This is a genomic window from Draconibacterium sediminis (assembly GCF_000949475.1).
GTDB lineage: Bacteria > Bacteroidota > Bacteroidia > Bacteroidales > Prolixibacteraceae > Draconibacterium > Draconibacterium sediminis.
In genome coordinates this window covers 990,875-1,012,996 of sequence record NZ_JRHC01000001.1, presented here as the reverse complement: position 1 = coordinate 1,012,996, position 22,122 = coordinate 990,875, and the positions used below count along the sequence as shown (strand labels likewise).

The window sequence follows — 22,122 nt, the reverse complement described above, 5'->3', positions numbered from 1 at the left end:
TAATTGTAAGTTTATGGTATCAGAAACCTTTTCTGTATAACTTAAATCATAATCTAAAACCAACAAAATGAAACGACTTATTTTGCCGTTCCTTTTATCTCTCTTAATTACTTTCTCGTACGCCCAAAAATACGATGCAAACTGGAAATCGATTGATAGCCGCCCCATACCGCAATGGTTCGAGGATGTTAAATTTGGCATTTTCATTCACTGGGGGGTCTACTCGGTTCCGGCCTGGGCACCGGCCAATGCCGATATTGGCGTTTATGCCAAATACGCCGAATGGTATGGCTTCCGGATTAACGACGATAGCAAAGCCGGCAAACTTTTCCGAGACTACCACAACAAAATGTATGGTGAAGATTTCCTCTATCAGGATTTTGCCCCACGGTTTAAAGCGCAACACTGGAACCCGGAACAATGGGCCGATTTGTTTAAACGCGCCGGAGCAAAATATGTGGTATTAACATCGAAACACCACGAAGGATTTACACTGTGGCCAAGCGCCCAAAGCTGGAACTGGAACAGCGTTGACATTGGTCCGCACCGCGATATTTGCGGCGATTTAACCACTGCTGTTAAAGATGCCGGACTGCACATGGGATTCTACTATTCGCTTTACGAGTGGTACAATCCGCTTTACCATAACAATCTGCAAAAATATGTCGACGACCATATGATTCCACAAATGAAAGACCTGGTTAGCAGCTACGAACCTGATATTTTATGGACCGATGGCGAATGGGATCACCCGAGTGAAGACTGGAAAAGCACGGAATTTTTGTCCTGGCTGTACAATGAATCGCCGGTAAAAGACCGGATTTGTATTAACGACCGCTGGGGTAAAGAAACACGTAGCAAACACGGAGGATTTTATACGACCGAATACGATTTAGTTCACGATGGTAAAAGTGACAAATTGGAAAAAGCATGGGAAGAGTGTCGCGGAATAGGAACTTCGTTTGGATATAACCAGATTGAAACCGTTGAAAATTACATGAGCTCCGAAGCACTGATTCATTTACTGATTGAAAAAGTTGCCGGAGGAGGCAATCTCCTGCTTGATGTTGGACCAACTGCTGATGGCCGCATTCCTGTAATTCAGCAACAACGCCTACTAGATATTGGCAAATGGCTGGAGACAAACGGCGAAGCAATTTACGAAACCAGAACATGGGACGGTGCTGAAGATAATGATATCGCTGACGTATATTTCACTAAAAAAGGGAAGGATTTGTACGTACATTGCACAAAATATCCTACATCTGATTTAAAAATTAAAGGAGTGAAAAAAGCATCGTCGGTTAGTTTATTGGGATATCATGATGATGTAGAATTCAAAAAATCAGGTAAAACAATTACCATTTCAGCGCCGGTATTAACACCGGGCAAACTTACCCAAACTTACGCCTGGGTATTCAAACTTGAAAATGTACTTTAATACGAATAAACAAATAAATGTTATAGCAAAATGACCAAAGCAACTGAATTTCTGAAAAGCCACAAAATGACGGCTGAAGACATTAAAATGAAAGAGGTGGTGAACGCCTTTCTGGACGAAATGGCAAAAGGATTGGCCGGCAAAGAAAGCTCGCTGCTGATGCTTCCAACTTATATTGAAGCTGACGGAGAAGTAAAAGCCAACGAACCTGTTGTTGCCATTGATGCTGGCGGAACCAACTTTAGGGCAGCCAAAGTTTATTTCGACGACAACCTGAAACTGGTAACTGAAAACATTACAAAGGCCAAAATGCCGGGCGTGGAAAAAGAACTTACCAAGGCTGAATTCTTCGACACATTTGCAGATTACCTGGCAGATTACAAAAACACATCGGATAAACTGGGATTTTGTTTCTCGTATGCTGCAGAGATTTTCCCGAACAAAGACGGAAAACTGATTGAATGGAGCAAAGAAGTTAAAGCACCAGATGTAATTGGTGAAATGATTGGTGAAGGACTTTTGAACGCCATGCAAACACCCGAAAAACAACTGGTGCTGATGAACGACACCGTTTCTACCTTGCTTGCCGGAAAAGCAGCGAGGGCGGTAAAAGCATACGACACTTACATTGGTTTTATTCTGGGCACCGGAACCAACACCAGTTACATTGAGGCCAATAAAAATATTACCAAAACCGACGGTCTCAACATGGAAGGCAGCCAGATCATCAATATTGAATCGGGCGCATTTACGCTGGCACCGCGCACCGATATTGACATCGCTTTTGATAACACTACCGAGAATCCGGGCCGTTATGCATTTGAAAAAATGTTCTCGGGTGGTTACTTTGGCGGTTTATGTACCAAGGCTTTAAAAACTGCAGCCGCAGAAGGCGTTTTTGCTGACCCCAAAGTTTTTGAGAATCTGCAGGAATTAACATCAGAAGAGGTAAATAATTATGTGCATGGTATTGAAAGTGCCCACAATGTATTGCCCGGAGTTTTCACCAGCGATTCGGATAAAATGCTTGTTGCCGAAATTATCGACAAACTTATCGAGCGTGCTGCAAAACTGGTAGCTGCCAACCTGGCTGCGGTAATTTTGCAAACCGGAAAAGGCAAACACCACGAAAAACCGGTATTAATGACCATTGAAGGAACAACATTTTACAAGCTTCATAATTTTCAGAAAATGTTTGAAAAATACCTGCAGAATTTCCTCTCGGGCGATAATCAACGTTACTACGAAATTGTGGAAGTGGAAAACTCAAGTTTACTGGGCGCAGCAATTGCAGCCATTGTAAACTAAGATATTTAATAGCCGAAGCCTGAAGAACCGGGCTTCGGTTATTTCGAGTTCTCAACCAGCGGGAACACCTTGGCACGCATCAGATCGAGCACAAAAACCTGATGAAACCGCGATTCAAATTGTTCATGACTGATCTTATTCAACAGGTTGATATTTTTATCAGCCCGCAAACAATCCGTGGTTATTAAAAGCCAGTATTGTTGCAGCTGTTGTTTCTGATAGATTCGCAGTTTTTCATCTTTCTTGGCGATCGCCAACCGGATATCTTCAACCACATTATTTGATATTCCCAGGTTATTCGAACATTCCCAGACCGACTCTTTAAGTTCCGGATGATGAGCAATCAGCACCTGTTCCAGCCCTTGGGGCAAATCAGTATTCGTAAGTATTTTATGATAGAATGTTGCATCGGTTTTGTCGGCAATGGCAGATTTTATTGTTGCTACGGTTTTCGAGCGTACCATTAATTCTCGCTCAGGAGTGATTTGGTGTTTCTCCGAAAACATAAATTTCACAAAAAGTTTCGCATCCGATCCGGCCTCAAAAAGCTCCTTCATATCCTCAACCAATTCGTTTCTGAAGTTTATCAATGATTGCACCTCTTCTGTTTTTGTTACAGCGTTGGCGGGATTGAGCCGGGTAAGTTCAATTCCCAATTTGTGTGCGTTTTTCATTTTCACCACAAAATCGGGCGACTCGGATGCCACAACTTTCCCTTTCGGAAAATCGGGGTAGCAATCTCGAAAATAGTTCACCAACAAAACTTCCAGCTGTTTTTTTACTTCCTGCATTCGGCTATTAGGTGCTTGATTATTTTTCTGAAGTAGACTTTTGCATGAGATCGAACAGGTCGTTTACAATTGCATCGCGGTTAAAGTTTTGCCAGTAAATTATTTTACGACGGTTTTCCGGTCGATCAATCCAGCTATCTCCAACAAGTTTTGGGGCAGGTATTTCAACTTTTTCTCCCCAGGCTTCGTTTTTTAAAACAGCAAGTACAACCATATCAAATAAGGAGCGCGAAGGTGGATTTCCATACATTTCTGCTTCTTCGAAAAGATTGGCAGAATAATCGCCAAAACGATTAAACTCACCACCATGTCGTCCCGTAATCGTATGGTGCGAAAGCGGTCCTTTTCCTTTCATATTCCGATTAATTTCCTCACGAACAACAGCTACTGCAGCAGTTCCACTTGGCTTACCATAACGCACTGTAACCATTTCAAATTCAACTCCCGACTGAAGCACAGGATTTACGGCAGTGGTATCGTTCTCGAGGTTATATTCGCCCGGAGCGGGGTAATTTCCTCCCAACCAAACAACCCGAACCTTATCAACAATTCGTGGCTCTTTTAAAATGGCCAGCGCAATATTGGTTAGTTTTCCAACGGGCACCAACACCAGCTTTTCATCTTCAACCTTCATCGCTTCCTGAATTATAAAATCTACTGCGGGTTGTCCATCGAAGCTATTTTCAGAAATGTTTAGAGCAATTTCAGTATAACTTTTATCTGCTCCCATATACAATGGCACTTCGTTTTCAAGATTAAAGAGTTGAATTATACGCTCTGCCTCATCATATTGCCCCTGTATTCCATAGCCGTTTCGGGTATTATTAACAGTGACACCAACAACGTCAAAAATATCTTTGTTTAAAAAAGCATAGGCTAAAGCGTGCTGATCATCCAACTCGTTGTTGGCATCCGTATCAATGAGTATTTTTATTTTGGGTGATTTATTCTCTTGATGAGCTGCACAACTTAAAAGAAAGTATGAAAAAGCTAGAAAAACTAAAATAAACTGAAGAGTTTTATGCATCGTTTTGGTATTAATTATTCATAATAAACATGCATTAAAGATATCAAAATATTAAAGTATAAATGAGAGTGATTTAATATTCAGAAGTTCCGGATTTTTTCAAAAACTTTCAACCAAAAGCAAAATCTGGTGTTACATTTCAATAAAATATAAAATTATGTATCAAGGACTATTACACGCACATAACGGATTTCGCTGGTTGGTTTTAATCGCGCTTTTATTTACAGTATTGCTTGCCATAAGCGGTGTAGCAAGTAAACGTTCATGGGGCCGGGCCGATAACCTGTCGGGATTAATACTGGTTATGATAATGGATATTCAGTTTCTGGTGGGCATTGTACTTTATGCCTTTGTAAGCCCGATTACAAAAGCGGCATTTGCCGACTTTGGAGCTGCCATGAAAAACAGCGACCTGCGTTTCTACGCTGTAGAACACATTCTGTTAATGATTATTGCACTTGCACTGGTACACATTGGCAGGGCAAAAGCGAAAAAAGATGTAGCACCATTAAAAAAACACCGGGCAGCGGCAATCTTTTATGGTCTGGCATTGGTGCTGATTTTGGCAGCCATTCCGTGGGACAGAGCTTTGTTTTAACCAAAGTCGATTAAAAAAAAGGAGCATCGTACTGAGTACGATTAAAGAATAACACCTGCGTGACGCATCGTACTGAGTACGTTTGTAGAAAACTGCGTGGGTGAATGATCGTACTGAGTACGTTTGAAGAAAACTACGAGGGTGAAGCATCGTACTTAGTACGTTTGAAGAAAAAAGCGTGGGTTGAGCATCGTACTGAGTACGTTTGGCGAAAACTGCGTTGGTGAAGCATCGTACTGAGTACGTTTGACGAATAATAACGATACGGAGAATAAAGTGTGTTAATAATATAAAAGGCTCCCTGTTCAATTGCCATTTCCAAAGTTTGTAATTTGGGAAATGTTTAGCGAATAAAAAAGGCTGCAAGAGATAAACTCCTGCAACCTTTTAAGCTTGGTTCAGCTTGTGCTTTCGCACCTGTTTTTTTACCGCTACCTCTTTGCCCCTACGGCATATATATCATCAATTAAGTGCTGGTATTTTACTGCTACGGCATTTCGTCTCAGTTTCAGTGTTGGCGACAGTTCGCCCGAAGTTGGAGTCCACTCTTCGTGCACCAGTCGGATCCGGCTGATTTGTTCGTGCGATCCCAGCGTCTTGTTAATTTTTGCAACTTCTTTTTGTAATTTTTGAATGACTTCCGGAAGCTGAATCAACTCCTCATTGTTCTCGTAATGCAGTTTGTGCTCGCCCGCCCAGTCGTGCAGAATTGGGAAACATGGCGAAATAATCGCGCTTGCAAATTTTTCGTTGGCACCAATAACCATTACCTGCTCAATCAGTTCAGATGTTTTCAACTTGTTCTCAATCATCTGAGGAGCAATATATTTTCCGCCCGAAAGTTTGAAAATTTCTTTTTTACGATCGGTAATTTTCAGGAATTTATCATCAACCAGCATTCCAATATCTCCGGTATGAAACCACCCGTTTTCATCAATCACTTCGTCGGTTAACTCAGGTGCTTTATAGTACCCCATCATGATTCCCGGGCCTTTACACAAAATTTCACCGTCAGGAGCAAATTTCACATCATATCCCTGCAAAATCGGCCCCACTGTTCCAACCATCATTTCCATGGTCGTTGGATTGTTTACAGCAATCACCGGCGAAGTCTCGGTTAACCCGTAGCCTTCGAGTGTAGTTAGTTTTGCCATCCCAAACACACGGGCAATGCGCGGCTGTAGTGCTGCCCCACCCGATACAACATAGGTGATGTTACCGCCCAGTGCTTCGCGCCACTTCGAATATATTAACTTATCGGCCACCGAAATTTTCAGTCTCATCAGCGGGCCATACTTTTTGTTGTATTCAAAATGACGGGTAAGATTCAGCGCCCAGAAATACAGTTTCTTTTTAATACCGGTCAGCTCTTTTCCTTTGGCCACAAATCCATCGTAAACTTTTTCGAGCAAGCGTGGAACCGAGTTAAACATGTGCGGTTTCACCTCTTTAATCGACGAAACAATCTGCGCCAGGTTGCCCACATAATAAACCCCCATGCCCCGATACTGAAAATGGTAGTTCACACTGCGTTCGTAAACATGGCAAAGTGGCAGAAAACTCAAAGCTCTGTGCTCAATTCCCAGGTCGTGCAGTTTTGCATGCTCGGTAAAATTCGATACAAGGTTGTTGTGGCTCAGCATAACGCCTTTGGGCACCCCTGTTGTTCCCGATGTATAAATAATCGTTGCCAGATCTTCAGGCTTAACATCGTTTTTAATGCTTTCAAGTTCGGAAGAAAACTCTTCTCTTTTTGACTCGCCAAGTTCAAGTATCTGCTCATAATGTTTTGCTCCTTCCACTTCTTCGAAGGTGTAAACAGCATCAACGCCATCAATCATATTGGCCAGTGGGCACATACTCTGGAAAAGCTTTTTGTCGCCCGCCAGAATAATTTTTACCTCGGCATGTTTCAAGATATACTTGTACTCGTCGTCGCCCAAAGTTGGGTAAATAGGTACATGTACAAAACCACCCATTGCCAGGCCCATATCGGCAATATTCCACTCGGGGCGGTTGGTGGTAACCGTAGCCACTTTATCGCCGCGTTTTAAACCCAGGGCCATGAGGCCAAGAGCAAACTGGTGCGATTTTTCGTAATATTCTTTGGTCGAATAAGTATACCATTTACCATCTTTTTTACCGGCAATGGAATCTTCACGGGGGAATTCTTTTAATGCGCGTTCGAGAACATCAAAAGTACGTGTAACTGTCTGTCCCATATTTCAATTTTAAAAACTTCGAAATATAAGGCTTTTGTTGTTGGTTGATTTACAAAGCGATTATGCTATTTTTCAGCCCCTTACTATTTATATGTATTCTAAATAATTTCAAATAGCTGTAAAACAATAAATTAAAACGCCAACTATCGACTTTCAGAGCCTATTGTTCCAAAGTTTTATTTAACCGGGCACTATTTCTCTTACTCGGTTTCAGCTTGTTGAGCCTGATATTTATTGTCTTTTACATAGGCCCAGATTATTAATCCGGCCAACACTAAAATCGATGCAGGAACGGCAGGATCAACACCATCGGCAACTCCTTTTCCGTACGAATGTAAGCCTGACAGGTAATAGTTCACACCAAAGTAGGTCATCAGTACCGAAGCAAAACCAAGTATCGATGCAAAATTATAATTGAAAACACCTTTTAACGAAGGAATCAATCGCATGTGTACAATAAACGAATAGATGACCACAGTAATCAGTGCCCAGGTCTCTTTTGGATCCCAGCCCCAATAGCGGCCCCAGCTTTCGTTGGCCCAAACTCCGCCAAGGAATGTTCCGATGGTAAGAAAATACAAACCAACTGTTGCCGACATTTCGTTGATGGTTGTTAGCTGCTCGATAAAACCGTTTACTTTGGCCTCATTCGCTCCTCTTCGCAAAACAATCAGAATCATGACCAAAACTCCAAGGAACATACTCAATCCAAAAAATCCGTAGCTTGCAGTAATGATGGCCACGTGAATAGCCAACCAATACGATTTAAGTACCGGAACCAAGTTTGTCACCTCCGGATTCATCCAACTAAGGTGAGCCACAAAAAGCGCAATACCGGTTAAGAATGCAGCAGTACCTATTACCATCGGATATTTTCGGCCAAATATAATTCCGGCCAGCATGGTTGCCCAGGCAACGTACACCACCGATTCGTATCCGTTACTCCACGGTGCGTGACCCGATATGTACCAGCGTACAATTAAACCAACCGTGTGTACGAGGAACAGTATTAAAATGAACCCGAAAAATGATATCCGCAGAAACGACGGCAACTGTTTTTGCCTGAAAATATTTATAAAAAGTACGGTCAGCAATAGGAACCCGAACAACAGATAATACGGAAAGATGCGTTTAAATGGATTTACTTTATTAAATAGAATTTCAACGTTTTTCTTTTTATCGCCGGGCAAAAGGTTGGCTCCGTATTTCACCTGGAAATTATCTACCGCCTGCAAAACCTGCACGGCATTGGTACTTTGGTTTTCAGTAATCGACTGCAACAGTAACTGGAACCCACTTTGTATAAAAATGGAATCACCATCGCTATATTCGGCAGCAGTACTTCCGGGCGCATACCAGGTATCTTCCACTCTTTCGCGCGGGAACAGATGGAAAATAGAGCCCTGAAATACCATAAAACAGATATTTACACGCTCATCAACATTGATGTATTCTTTATCCATTCGATTGCGCATTCCGGGAGCTTTGGCATATGCCGCGCGCACAGCATCCGCAATTTTATAATTTCCATTTGCATCAAAAAGCGACTCAACCGTAATGTATTTATTCTGTGCGCCAAGTGCCCCTTCCAACGATTTATCAGCGACCTTGATAATGGGCATCGATTGCCAGATTTCGGGATATGCCATCATACTCAGCACCACGCCATCGGCCGACAAACCATACAAACCGGATTTACGGCTAATCTTACGTACAATTTCACCCGACAGCGTTGACACCGGCTCAATCCGTCCATCAACACCCTGTACCCACAATTCGCTGAATTCTTTTACAACCTCCTTGTCAATTGGTGGGATTCCGGCTCCAACACCACTCTGTGCCGACGCTGAAAAAGCCACACTTCCCAACACCGAAATAAGTGCGATTACTTTAACCGAACTGGCTTTTAACTTTTTAGCCAGGTACTGGAAATACGAATTGGGATTTATCAGCGACATAATCACTCCAACAATGAGCAGTAAATAACCGAGGTACGAAATCCAGGTTCCCCAAAAGTCGTAATTAACGGAAAGTATCGTTCCTTGTTCATCCACATCGTACGACGATTGAAAGAACTTGTAGCCCCGATGACTCAGTGTATTATTCATAAAGATGCGAATATCTTCGTTAATGCCTTTTTCTGGATCGACCAAAACAACTTCCGAAGCAAACGACGAAGGAGAGTTCGATCCGGGATAATGTTCTAATTGAAAATCTTTTAAATGAATGCTAAACGGAACCTGCAGCGGCAATGCACCGTAAGCCAGTTTTAGTGTGCCGTTACCCAGCGGAACGCGCACGATATCGGGGCGTTGCCCTGAATGGCCAAACACCGGTACATTTTGCTGGCGTATGCCATCCGAAACCTGAATCATCACGGCATCTTCTCTGGTTTCCATCTGGCTTTTTACTGCGGTAAATGTTGCGCTTGGCAGGAATTTACGGATCAGAAAGCGGAAATTGTTATAACCATACAAAAACATCGGTTTTACCGGAATTGTATCACCCGGCGATAAATCAACTGTTTCCTGTGTTGCCATGGTCGTTTCTTCAAGTTTCGCATAAGAGGTCATAAACAAGGCCCCATCCTGCATAAAAAAGTTGATCACTTTTTCCTCATCAACCTCAAAACCGGCTGAAAAACCGGGGTAATCCAGCACATCGCCTTCTTTAAAAGAAAACGACTGCATACCCTGTGTTTCGGGCGCCGAAAAAACAAAATCGATAACCGGTTCACCCGAATCGGAAGCAATGGCTTTTTGTTCCGCATTTTCGATAAAACCAACCGCTTTCACTTTTACCGATTTTCCGTCAACATCAAATTTTGCAGAATACTGCTTAGGTGTAATTTCCGAAAACCTCACCTGTGTAACCTCTTCCTGTCCTTCATATCCGGCATAAAAATAATCCTTGGTCGAAAGAATATAGTCGGCACTTTCACCTTCGCGAATGTGCATTACTCCCTCGAAACTAATGAAACGCGTAACGGCGCCGCCCAATATCATCACCAAAAACGACACGTGAAAAATGCCGAGCGTATAACGCCGGTTGGCGAATAAGCGGTAACGAAAAATGTTATTGATAAGGTTGAGCGCAAACAGCCCCCAAAGTACTTCGAACCAATGCGTGTTGTACACCAACGCACGGGCAGTTGGTGTGCCATAGCTGCTTTCGATAAATGTGGCCACAGCCATTGAAAAAGCAAGCGCAAGAAAAATAAATGCCGCGAACGGCATGGATGTTATAAACGCAAAGAATTTCTTCATCTCTATTTTTTCAATTTAGTTTCAAGTCTTTTTATAATATCAATTGGTATAACCATTTCCTTACAAAATAGTTGCTGAAAATAATCCTTATTTAGAACAATTCAAAAAAAAGAGGCGAAACAAAAACCCCTTTGGTATTTTTTTAGCAGCTTATGGGAACCGAACGAAGCAGCAAGATTTTGCCTCGTTCTCTTATTACCTAAAAACCGGATCACAAATTACAAAATGTCAGAAAACGAGCGAATATCATCGTCCCTGCGCTACAGAATGTTCGTCTTACACATGTAGGACAAGACAAATGCAATGTAGGAGATGGAATTCCCGGTGTAGGACAACTTTTTAATGATGTAGGAACGGTTCTATTCGGTGTAGGAAGTCAACTTTTCATCGTAGGAGACCATTTCCCCCATGTAGGACGGCCATTTTGGGTCGGAGGAAACCCTTTTTTAACCTGCGGACGCCAACAGGAAACAAAAAGACCTTCAAGGTTTTGGAAACCTTGAAGGTCTTTGTAAGCAGCGGTTAACCCGCAAATCTGCTAGAATCAGCTAAACCAGTGTCATCAGCGTTCCATTTTCATCTTACTGCAAAAACGAAAGGGCTTTTTCGATAGCTGCTTGCAAACCGTCAACATCTTTTCCGCCGGCGGTTGCATAAAATGGCTGGCCACCGCCGCCACCGTTAATTTCTTTTCCGGCTTCGCGAACAATCTGTCCGGCGTTTAAACCTTTATCAGCAACAATATTGTCCGAAATCATTACCGTTAAATTTGGTTTGCCGTTTATGTCGGCACCAATCACCAAAAACAGGTCATCAACCTCGCCTTTTAGCTGGAAAGCCAAATCTTTTACCAATCCGGCATTATCGATAAGAATTTTATCGGCGATAATATTTACGCCGTTTTCGTTTAACACTTTGCTCTTCAGGTTGGCTTTGGTCATTTTCAAACTCTCCTGCTGGAAAGCTTCAATTTGTTTGCTCAACTCGCTATTTTGCTGCAACAGTGTAGTTACACTTCCCAAGAGATCTTTCGAACCTTTCAGCGTTTCTTTAATGTTGTTAATCAACGCCAACTGATCGTTAATGTATTTCTCAGCACGGTCGGCAGTGATTGCTTCAATTCGGCGAACACCGGCAGCAATAGCACTTTCCGATACAATTTTCAGCATACCGATCTGTCCGGTTGCGGCAACGTGCGTTCCTCCACACAATTCAACCGATTCGCCAAATTTAATTACCCGAACCGCCTCGCCGTATTTTTCGCCAAACAACATCATTGCTCCCGATGCTTTAGCTTCTTCAATCGGCATTTCGCGGTTTTCTTCTTTTACTGAATTGGCGCGAATTTTTTCGTTCACCAGTTTTTCAACCGCCGCAATTTCTTCATCGCTCATTTTCTGGAAATGTGAAAAGTCGAAACGCAAATGATCGGCATTTACCAGCGATCCTTTTTGCTCCACGTGCGATCCCAAAACTTCACGCAGTGCGGCATGTAACAAGTGCGTTGCTGTGTGGTTATTGGCAATGTTTGTTCTGCGTTTGGCATTTACCACTGCATAAAAAGTTTCTTCCGGATTTTCAGGAAGCTCGTTTACCAAATGAACGGTGAGGTTATTTTCCTTTTGCGTATCGAAAATCGATGTTTTTACACCGTCGAATTCAATATAACCTGCGTCTCCAACCTGACCACCCGATTCGCCATAAAACGGCGATTGATCGAATACCAGTTGGTAAAACGCTTTTTTCTTCTGTGTTACTTTGCGGTAACGTGCTATTTTAATTTCGGCTTCCAGTTTGTCGTAGCCTAAAAATTCTGTCTTTTCAATTTTGCGCAGTTCCACCCAATCGTCGGTTTCCTGGGCAGCTGCATTTCGCGAGCGATCTTTTTGTGCCTGCATTTCCACGGCAAAACCTTTTTCGTCAACACCCAAATCGTTTTCACGGGTAATTAACTCGGTAAGGTCGAGCGGGAAACCAAAGGTATCGTACAATACAAAAGCATCTTTTCCGGCAATTTCTGTTGCGCCATCATTTTTTGCTTTCGAAATCATATCGTCAAGTAACCTAATACCGGTTGAAAGGGTACGCAGGAACGACTCTTCCTCTTCTTTAATCACCTTTTCAATAAGTGTTTGCTGGCTAACCAATTCGGGGAAAGCATCTCCCATTGTATCTTTTAGTACGTCAACCAAACGGAAGATAAAGGCATCTTTTAAATCGAGGAAAGTGTAACCGTAACGCACAGCTCGTCGCAAAATACGGCGGATTACATAACCGGCTTTGTTATTCGATGGCAACTGACCGTCGGCAATGGCAAAAGCAACCGCACGAAGGTGGTCGGCAATAACGCGCATGGCAATATCAACCTTTTCGTCTTCTCCATATTTTTTGTTACACAACTTGCCAATTTCGGCAATTGTACTTTGGAAAACATCGGTATCGTAATTCGACTGAACACCTTGTAAAACCATACATAAACGCTCGAAACCCATTCCGGTATCAACGTGTTTGTCAGGAAGGTTTTCTAACGAACCGTTTGCTTTTCGGTTAAACTGGATAAATACCAGGTTCCAGATTTCAATCACCTGCGGGTGATCCATGTTTACCAAATTGCGCCCCGGAACTTTTGCACGTTCTTCTTCCGAGCGAATATCAACGTGCACCTCCGAACATGGTCCGCAAGGTCCGGTATCGCCCATTTCCCAGAAGTTATCTTTTTTGTTACCGTTCAGAATGCGGTCTTTTGGCAGGTATTGCTCCCAGTAACCGGCAGCTTCATTGTCGCGTTCCTGGTTATCATCGGCACTTCCTTCAAAAACGGTAGCATACAAACGGTCGGCATCAATTCCCATACGAGTTACCAAAAACTCCCATGCCCAGTCGATCGCCTCTTTTTTAAAGTAATCGCCAAACGACCAGTTTCCTAACATTTCGAACATGGTGTGATGGTAGGTATCCAAACCAACTTCTTCCAAATCGTTGTGTTTCCCTGAAACACGCAGACACTTTTGCGTATCGGCCACCCGCGGATATTTTACCGGTTCGTTACCCAAAAACTGGTCTTTAAACTGGTTCATCCCCGCATTGGTAAACATCAGCGTTGGATCGCCTTTTACCACCATTGGTGCAGAGTTTACAATCTGATGTTCTTTCTCGGTAAAAAAGTCGAGAAAAGCCTTACGTATCTCTTTAGAAGTCTTCATTTTCCGTCTGTATGATTTATCAATTCGTTAAAAATATTTAATGCAAAGAAAACAAATTCATTAATTATGAGTTATTTACTTACCTTTGCCGCGTGAAAAATCACGTTTTATTAAATCCATGCAAAGTTATAGGATTTAATGAATCAGCATTAATAAAGAGATAAAACCGGCCTTTTATATGGCAAAAAAGAAATATAAATTTAACCCGGATACGCTCAGCTACGAGAGCGTAGGATTAAGTTGGAAAGCCAAAGCAGCAAAAATACTCACCTATTTTTCGAGTAGTTTAGCCTTGGCTATTGTAATTACGTTAATCTTCGTAAATTTTTACGATACGCCGCGATCAAAACGATTGATGCGCGAAAACAAACGTTTGCTTACCCAATACGAGTTACTTTCAAAAGATTTGGATAAAGTAGCCAGTGTACTGTCGGAACTGCAACAACGCGACGATAATATTTACCGTGTAATTTTTGAAGCAGAACCCATTCCGTCAACAGTAAGAAATGCAGGATTTGGAGGAGCGAATAAATATTCGGAGTTGGAAGACATGGACAATGCCGAATTGGTTATTGCTACAGCACATAAGCTGGATGTAATTTCGAAACAGGCGTATATCCAGTCGAAATCGTACGACGAAGTGCTGGAACTTGCGTTGAACAAAGAAAAAATGCTGGCTTCGTTACCGGCAATTATGCCCATTACCAATACCGATTTAAAACGAACTTCAAGTGGATGGGGCTACCGTGTCCACCCAATTTATAAAGTGCGAAAAATGCACTGGGGACAAGACTTTACGGCACCTGTTGGAACTCCGATTTATGCCACCGGCGACGGAAAGGTTACCGATGTTTCAGGTTCGAAAAGAAGCAAAGTTGGTTTGGGCCTGAACATAAAGATCGATCATGGATATGGTTACGAAACGGTTTACGGTCACCTGAACGAATTTAACGTAAAACGTGGCCAGCAGGTAAAACGCGGCGACATTATTGGTTATGTTGGAAATACCGGCGGATCAACTGCTCCTCACTTGCACTACGAAGTGCATAAAGACGGACGCAAAGTAAATCCGGCTTATTACATGTTTAAAGATCTTACACCACAGGAATACGACAAGATGATTGCTATTTCGTCGAATATCGGTCAGTCGCTTGACTAACGGATTAGCGATTAATAACAAAATATTGAAGCTTCCATCGGTTTATTCCGGTGGAAGTTTTTTATTCTCTGTACGTCCGTACTTCAAAAAATCATTCACTCTTTTGTCGCAGCTTTAAAATCTTTTATCTTGCATCAAATTATTAGCGCGTGCCATACAAAAAGCCCAAAATAGAAAAGATGTTGTACTCCATTGGCGAAGTGGCCGATATGTTTGACGTAAACGTGTCGCACATCCGTTATTGGGAAAATCAGTTCGAGGCGCTGAAACCGGTAAAAAACAAAAAAGGCAACCGCCAGTTTACGCCGAAAGATCTGGAAACGATCCGAATGATACACCATTTGGTAAAAGAACGCGGCCTGACCATTGACGGTGCAAGAAAAAAACTGAAAGAAAATCCGGAAGACACCTTAAACAATTTCGAGGTGGTTAAACGTTTACAGGATATCAGACAAGAACTAATCGCGATAAAACAAGGACTTGGGGAAAATGAAAATTAAAGATATTACCAATTTTTTGGAAGATCTTGCACCTTTAAAATTGCAGGAATCTTACGACAATGCAGGGCTAATTCTTGGCGATAAAAACGCTGAAGTATTGGCGGCCCTGGTTACGCTCGACGTCACCGAGGCGATTGTTGATGAAGCAATAAAAAGAAAAGCCGGATTAATTATTGCCCATCACCCCATTGTTTTTTCGGGATTGAAAAAAATTACGGGTAAAAATTACATTGAGCGCACGCTTATAAAAGCAATAAAACATGATGTGGCCATTTACGCTGCACACACCAATCTCGACAATGTTACAGGCGGAGTAAACGGAAAGATTTGCGAAAAACTTGGCTTGGAGAACTGCAAAATTCTTCAGCCCGCCGGAGGTCTGCTAAAAAAGCTGGTAACTTTTGTTCCGGTTGATCATGCCAATAAAGTTCGCGAAGCTGTTTTTGCTGCCGGAGCCGGACAAATCGGGAATTACGACTCGTGCAGTTTTAATGCGCACGGGCAGGGCACATTTCGTGGAAGCGACACCACCAATCCTTTTGTTGGGAAAAAAGGCGAACAGCATTACGAAAACGAAATCCGTGTTGAAACAATCTTTCCCGACTACCTTCAGGGAAAAGTTATAAATGCCCTTGTTCAGGCACATCCGTACGAAGAAGTTGCTTACGATATTTATTCGCTCGACAATAAATTCGATCAGATTGGTGCCGGCATGATCGGGACTTTACCCAAAGAAAAAAGCGAAACTGCTTTTCTGCGTCAACTGAAGAAAACTTTTAACACTAAAATCATCAGGCACACAGCTTTACTTGACAAGAAAGTAAAGAAAATAGCGGTTTGCGGAGGGTCAGGTTCATTTCTGCTAAACCAGGCGATTGCTTCGGGCGCCGACTTCTTTGTGACCGGCGATTTTAAATATCATCAATTTTTTGACGCCGAAAATAAAATAGTTATTGCCGATATCGGACATTTTGAGAGCGAACAGTTCACTAAAGAACTTTTTTATGAGTTACTTACGAAAAAATTCCCTAAATTTGCAATCCATTTATCAGAGGTGAATTCCAACCCGGTTTTTTACTTCTGATTTTTATGTATATAAAAATATTACGAGCATGAATGCACCATATTCAAGGCAAGAAGACAAAGACATTTCAGTAGAAGAGAAATTACGCGCATTGCATGAGTTGCAGAGTGTTGTATCTGAAGTTGATAAAATAAAAACCCTAAGGGGTGAGCTTCCTTTGGAAGTTCAGGACCTGGAAGACGAAATTGCCGGTTTAAAAACCAGGTTAGTAAACCTTGATGACGAGGTTAAAAATCTGGATACTTCAATCAACAACAAAAAAATTGCGATTAAAGATTCGCAGGCGTTGATTGTAAAATATACCGAACAGCAAAACAACGTTCGTAACAACCGCGAATTCGACTCGCTTTCGAAAGAAATTGAATTCCAAAACCTGGAAATCGAACTTTCTGAAAAACGTATTAAAGAGTTCACAGCCGAAATGGCTCAGAAAAAAGAAGCCATTACAGCTTCGAAGGAGCAGCTGAAAGAGCGTGAAGAAGATCTGGACAGAAAGAAAAACGAACTTTCTGAAATTACTGAAGAAACCAAGATTGAAGAAGAAAAGCTAAAAGCGAAATCAGAAAAAATCGAGTCGTTTATCGAACCTCGTTTGCTGGGCGCTTTTAAGCGTATTCGTAAAAATGCACGCAACGGTTTAGCAGTGGTTACTATTCAGCGTGATGCTTGCGGTGGTTGTTTTAATAAAATCCCACCTCAGCGCCAGATGGACATTGCCAGCCGCAAAAAGATTATTGTTTGCGAATATTGTGGTCGTATTTTGGTTGACCAGAATATTAACGTAGTGGAAGATATTGCAGACTAAGCATTAAGATATTATTTTTAAAAAGCCGGTTCAAGATTTTTGAACCGGCTTTTTTTGCAGGATGTTTTAAAAAGAATACTTTAAAATTCCGCGTATAAAAAAATCCCGGCGTCCACTCCGGGATTTTTTCTTCATTGCATCTATGCTTCTTTTGATCGACTCTGTTATTAAGAGTTTGTATAAAACGGGTTTGTATGATACAAATGTAGCAGATACGTTTGAGGGCCAGCACTATTTTTTGCCTAATCGGAGTCGACAAAAGCAGCATTTCTGTATGATGTTTTTCGAAATTGGCTGCACAAGCCTACTTAAAACCGGGGTTATAATTGCCTAACACCTACTGCCAAAATCCTTAAAATGAAAAAAGCCGCTCCTACAGAAACGACTTCATCAAATTTGAACATTGTTATTTATGTAACGAAAAATGAACTTCTGTTACCAGCTTCCACCAGCGCCTCCGCCGCCAAAGCTTCCGCCACCAAAACCACCGAAGCCTCCGCCTCCGAAACTTCCGCTACCCGACGAAAAGTTTCCGAACGAGCCTGATGAACGATGACTTCCCGACATCATACCCATAGCTAACCAGAATGGTAAACTTCTGCCCGGTGAGTAAAACCGACCTCGCCGGCGTCTTCCGAATAAGGTTATCAGCAGAATAAAAAAGATTATTCCAAAAGGAATTCCGGCACTGCCGCCGGCGTTAACCTTTTCCTGGTAATTTTCTGCGGTATATTCGCCACGGGTGATATCCATAATTACGTTTAGTCCTGCTGCCAAACCACCGTAATAATCGTTCTCCTTAAAGCGGGGAATCATTTCCTCGTTAACGATTGTGGTATTTAATATGGCATCGGGCAACACACCTTCCAGTCCGTAACCGGTTGCAATAAACACCTGCCCCCTGCTGTTACCAACTTTGGGTTTTACCAAAACCACCAAACCATTATCATTGCCTTTCTGACCAACTCCCCAGTTTTCGCCCAGTCGTTGGGCATAATCAGCACGATCATATCCTTCAAGATCAGGAACAGTTACCACAACTATTTGTGTCGAGGTTTTTCGGGCAAACTGTGCCAAGGCATTTTCCATGTTTTGCTTTTCGCCATCGCTTAAAATATTGGCAAAATCGTTTACCAAACGTGCCGGTTGCGGACGTTCGGGTATTTGTGCCAAAACGCTTGTGACGCTTACGATAACTGCAATTAGTAATATTATTGTTCGTTTCATATTTTCTAAATTTAACCCCTCTGCTATCCACCCGCTTTTCTTACTAGGGAAGAAAAAGCGGAACAGTGATTTTTATTTTCCAAACGAAATCTCGTCTGATAATTCATTCACGTCATCATCCTGGTAAGGAAAATGTGTTTTTAACTGTTCGCCTGCCATAATAATTCCATCAGCAAGAGCTTCGGCGTACTTACCCTCTTTTAATTTGGCAATAACCACTTCTTTGGTACTTTCCCAGAAATCGTCGGCCACTTTTTGGTTTATTCCTCCATCACCCAAAATGGCAAACTTTTTATCCTCTACTGCCAGGTAAAAAAGAACGCCGTTGCGTAATTCTGTTTTGTGCATTTCCAACTTTTCGAAAAGGTAAGCAGCACGATCCAAGACATCTTCTTTACAATGTTTTTCAATGTGCACCCTTATTTCTCCCGAGGTATTGGTTTCAGCCACCCGAATGGCGTTGGTAATTTGCAGTTTCCCTGCTTCGCTAAAATATTTTTGTACTCCCATAATTTCGTTTCCTTTTTGTAATTACAGCATCCCAAAAGGATGCTATCTCCTTCACTCGTCAGATGCTGAATCCGTCAGCTGACGAACAGCATGACCTACTTCGCAAAACTATTAAAACTGTACCTCAGGAGCCTGCTCTGCACCTTGCTGCGCTTCGAAATAGGTTTTCTTTTCGAAACCAAACCAACCGGCATAAATTACCCGCGGAAATTTCCGGATATAGGCGTTGTACGACTGTGTGGTTTGGTTGAATTTACGTCGCTCCACAGCAATTCGGTTTTCAGTGCCTTCGAGCTGCGCCTGTAATTCCATAAAATTCTGGTTGGCTTTTAAATCCGGATAACGTTCAACAACTACCATTAATTTACTTAAAGCAGAAGAAAGTCCTTCCTGCGCCTGGTTAAATTGCTGAATAGTCTGAGGATTCAAGTTCGCAGGATCGATATTTACAGAAGTAGCTTTCGAGCGCGCTTCAATAACGCCGGTAAGCGTTTCCTGCTCGTGCTCGGCATAACCTTTTACGGTATTAACAAGATTCGGAATCAGATCGGCACGACGCTGATACACGTTCTCTACCTGCGCCCACGATGCCGTTACCTGCTCATCCATTTCCACCATTTTGTTGTAACCACAACTCGAAAATAAAACTACACTTACTAACGCTATTAATACAATTCTAAATCTTTTCATCTATTCAATTATTATTTGTTTTCCCTTATACGTATACAATAACTGCAAATATTTTCAAAAGGTGTGAAATATCAGAAGTAAATTCGGGGAAAGGCGATAATTTGCCGTTGTATTTCGAAATATTTAAGATTAAAGCAGAGGCACCATGAATTTAGCAGATTTTAAAACAGCCATTCTACAAGGGATACCGGACGAACTTCCATTGCCGAAAGCCTATGAAACCAACATTAACCACGCCCCCAAAAGAAAGGACATATTATCGGCGAATGAAAAAAAGCTGGCGTTAAAAAATGCCTTGCGCTACTTCCCTGCAAAATTTCACAAGGTGCTCGCCCCCGAGTTTTTGAACGAACTGGAAACATTCGGGCGTATTTACATGTACCGTTTTCGTCCCGACTATAAAATGTATGCACGCCCTATTGACGAATACCCGGCCAAATCGAAACAGGCTGCATCGATTATGCTGATGATACAAAACAACCTGGATTACGCCGTGGCACAACATCCGCACGAACTGATCACCTATGGTGGAAATGGTGCGGTTTTTCAAAACTGGGCGCAGTATCTGCTTACTATGAAATACCTGGCTGAAATGAGCGATGAACAAACATTGGTGATGTATTCCGGTCACCCGATGGGTTTGTTCCCGTCGCACAAGAATGCACCACGCGTTGTGGTTACCAACGGCATGGTAATTCCTAACTATTCGGGCCGCGACGATTACGAACGTATGAATGCTCTTGGCGTATCGCAATACGGGCAAATGACTGCCGGATCGTACATGTACATTGGTCCGCAAGGAATTGTGCACGGTACCACAATTACAGTTATGAATGCTGCCCGTCTGCACTCGCCCGGCGATTTTGGCGGAAAAATATTTGTTACCAGCGGCCTTGGTGGTATGTCGGGAGCTCAACCAAAAGCAACGGTAATTGCCGGAATGGTTTGTATTGTTGCCGAAGTGAATCCGAAAGCTGTGGAAGTTCGCCATAGTCAGGGTTGGGTAGATGAAGTTTATACCGACCTGAACGAATTGATATCCCGTGCACTAAAAGCCCGAAAAAACAAAGAAGCCGTTTCAATCGCCTATCAGGGGAACATTGTTGATTTATGGGAAAAACTGGCTGAGGAAAATATTCCGGTAGAGTTGGGATCGGATCAAACATCGTTGCACAATCCTTTTGCAGGAGGTTATTACCCGGCCGGACTGAGTTTTGAAGAATCGAATAAAATGATGGCCGAAAATCCGGAACAGTTTCAAGAAGAAGTTTATAAAACCCTCCGCCGACATGTAGCCGCAGTGAATAAACTGACTAAAAACGGCATGTATTTCTGGGATTACGGCAATGCCTTTTTGCTGGAAGCCAGTAGAGCCGGTGCCGATATTACCAAAGCCGATGGCGAATTTAAATACCCTTCGTACGTTCAGGATATTATGGGACCACTGTTTTTCGATTATGGTTTTGGGCCTTTCCGTTGGGTGTGCACATCCGGAAAAGCAGAGGATTTGGAAACTACTGATAAAATTGCAGCAGAAGTTTTAACTGAAATCGCTGCCTCAGCTCCGGATGAAATAACCAGACAAATGGAAGACAATATTCACTGGATAAAAGAAGCCGGGAAGAACAAACTGGTGGTAGGTTCACAAGCACGTATTTTATATGCCGATTGTAACGGCCGCACAAAAATTGCCAAAGCCTTTAACGATGCTATTGCCGACGGACGCATCTCGGCACCCATTGTTCTGGGGCGCGATCATCACGATGTGTCGGGTACCGATTCGCCTTACCGCGAAACTTCAAATATATACGATGGCTCAACGTTTACAGCCGATATGGCCGTGCAGAACTTTGTTGGCGACGGTTTCCGTGGAGCTACATGGATTTCGTTGCACAACGGTGGCGGTGTTGGCTGGGGCGAAGTTATAAACGGTGGCTTTGGAATGACCATTGATGGATCGCCCGAAGCAGAAGAACGCCTGAAAATGATGTTGCACTGGGATGTGAACAACGGCATCTCACGCCGCAGCTGGGCACGCAATAAACCGGCACGTTTTGCTATTGAGCAGGCGATGAAAGAAAATCCGGATTTGAAAGTTACACTGCCCGAAGACGCAGATGATGCTTTGCTGGATGGGCTTTTTAAAACTAATTAGGTCTCTTTGCCCGTGGCAACAACACCAAGAATTATTTCGGCAGGCTTTTGCCCGCGGCAATGAAAAGAAAAACTCGTTAACCAAGCTTCTGCCATCGGCACAGGGTTCACGGAGTACTTTTTAACGCTTTTGCCCG

At 42.6% G+C, this 22,122-nt stretch carries 16 protein-coding genes; 8 read left to right on the top strand and 8 right to left on the bottom strand.

Annotated elements, in window-relative coordinates:
- Positions 1–67 precede the first annotated feature (67 nt).
- Positions 68–1,441, top strand: a complete 1,374-nt coding sequence (locus LH29_RS04185; RefSeq protein ID WP_045026229.1) for an alpha-L-fucosidase — start codon at positions 68–70, stop codon at positions 1,439–1,441.
- 30 nt (positions 1,442–1,471) lie between these two features.
- Positions 1,472–2,749 (top strand): hexokinase family protein, encoded by a 1,278-nt coding sequence (locus LH29_RS04180; protein WP_045026228.1) that lies wholly within the window; start codon positions 1,472–1,474, stop codon positions 2,747–2,749.
- Positions 2,750–2,787: 38 nt separating this feature from the next.
- On the opposite strand, the gene LH29_RS04175 is transcribed toward LH29_RS04180, so the two are convergent.
- Complete coding sequence (locus tag LH29_RS04175) at positions 2,788–3,540, bottom strand: hypothetical protein (protein ID WP_045026227.1); 753 nt, start codon at positions 3,538–3,540, stop codon at positions 2,788–2,790.
- Between the two features lie 19 nt (positions 3,541–3,559).
- Entirely contained in the window at positions 3,560–4,567 is a 1,008-nt protein-coding gene (locus LH29_RS04170; RefSeq protein WP_045026226.1) for a nucleoside hydrolase, read from the bottom strand.
- 157 nt (positions 4,568–4,724) lie between these two features.
- Between LH29_RS04170 and LH29_RS04165 the strand changes: the two genes are divergently transcribed.
- Positions 4,725–5,165, top strand: coding sequence for a hypothetical protein (locus LH29_RS04165; RefSeq protein WP_045026225.1), 441 nt, complete (start codon positions 4,725–4,727; stop codon positions 5,163–5,165).
- A 431-nt stretch (positions 5,166–5,596) separates the two neighbouring features.
- Here LH29_RS04165 and LH29_RS04160 read toward each other — a convergent pair whose 3' ends face one another.
- The 3 genes from LH29_RS04160 to alaS form a co-directional block, all read right to left on the bottom strand.
- On the bottom strand, positions 5,597–7,387 hold the full coding sequence (locus tag LH29_RS04160; protein WP_045026224.1) for an AMP-dependent synthetase/ligase: 1,791 nt from the start codon (positions 7,385–7,387) through the stop codon (positions 5,597–5,599).
- A 200-nt stretch (positions 7,388–7,587) separates the two neighbouring features.
- Positions 7,588–10,653: a cytochrome c biogenesis protein CcsA gene (gene ccsA, locus LH29_RS04155; protein ID WP_082063408.1), complete on the bottom strand. Its 3,066-nt coding sequence runs from the start codon at positions 10,651–10,653 to the stop codon at positions 7,588–7,590.
- A gap of 581 nt (positions 10,654–11,234) precedes the next feature.
- The gene (gene alaS, locus LH29_RS04150) at positions 11,235–13,856 is read right to left on the bottom strand and encodes an alanine--tRNA ligase (RefSeq protein WP_045026223.1); all 2,622 of its coding nucleotides are present in this window, start codon (positions 13,854–13,856) and stop codon (positions 11,235–11,237) included.
- Between the two features lie 178 nt (positions 13,857–14,034).
- Here alaS and LH29_RS04145 point away from each other — a divergent pair, with 178 nt between their 5' ends.
- The 4 genes from LH29_RS04145 to LH29_RS04130 all read left to right on the top strand — a co-directional run bounded on the left by LH29_RS04145 (position 14,035) and on the right by LH29_RS04130 (position 17,404).
- On the top strand, positions 14,035–15,015 hold the full coding sequence (locus tag LH29_RS04145) for a M23 family metallopeptidase (protein WP_045026222.1): 981 nt from the start codon (positions 14,035–14,037) through the stop codon (positions 15,013–15,015).
- 149 nt (positions 15,016–15,164) lie between these two features.
- Complete coding sequence (locus LH29_RS04140; protein ID WP_232302816.1) at positions 15,165–15,515, top strand: MerR family transcriptional regulator; 351 nt, start codon at positions 15,165–15,167, stop codon at positions 15,513–15,515.
- The gene (locus tag LH29_RS04135) at positions 15,505–16,599 is read left to right on the top strand and encodes a Nif3-like dinuclear metal center hexameric protein (protein ID WP_045026221.1); all 1,095 of its coding nucleotides are present in this window, start codon (positions 15,505–15,507) and stop codon (positions 16,597–16,599) included. The genes LH29_RS04140 and LH29_RS04135 overlap by 11 nt, the downstream gene beginning before the upstream one ends.
- A 28-nt stretch (positions 16,600–16,627) precedes the next feature.
- Positions 16,628–17,404 (top strand): zinc ribbon domain-containing protein, encoded by a 777-nt coding sequence (locus LH29_RS04130; RefSeq protein ID WP_045026220.1) that lies wholly within the window; start codon positions 16,628–16,630, stop codon positions 17,402–17,404.
- A gap of 435 nt (positions 17,405–17,839) precedes the next feature.
- On the opposite strand, the gene LH29_RS04120 is transcribed toward LH29_RS04130, so the two are convergent.
- The 3 genes from LH29_RS04120 to LH29_RS04110 form a co-directional block, all read right to left on the bottom strand.
- Entirely contained in the window at positions 17,840–18,631 is a 792-nt protein-coding gene (locus LH29_RS04120; RefSeq protein WP_045026218.1) for a TPM domain-containing protein, read from the bottom strand.
- Between the two features lie 72 nt (positions 18,632–18,703).
- On the bottom strand, positions 18,704–19,141 hold the full coding sequence (locus LH29_RS04115) for a TPM domain-containing protein (RefSeq protein ID WP_045026217.1): 438 nt from the start codon (positions 19,139–19,141) through the stop codon (positions 18,704–18,706).
- A 111-nt stretch (positions 19,142–19,252) separates the two neighbouring features.
- A complete protein-coding gene (locus tag LH29_RS04110) occupies positions 19,253–19,831 on the bottom strand; it encodes a LemA family protein (protein ID WP_045026216.1) in 579 nt (192 codons plus the stop codon).
- A gap of 145 nt (positions 19,832–19,976) precedes the next feature.
- Between LH29_RS04110 and LH29_RS04105 the strand changes: the two genes are divergently transcribed.
- Positions 19,977–21,986, top strand: coding sequence for a urocanate hydratase (locus tag LH29_RS04105; RefSeq protein WP_045026215.1), 2,010 nt, complete (start codon positions 19,977–19,979; stop codon positions 21,984–21,986).
- The last annotated feature ends 136 nt before the right edge of the window (positions 21,987–22,122 follow it).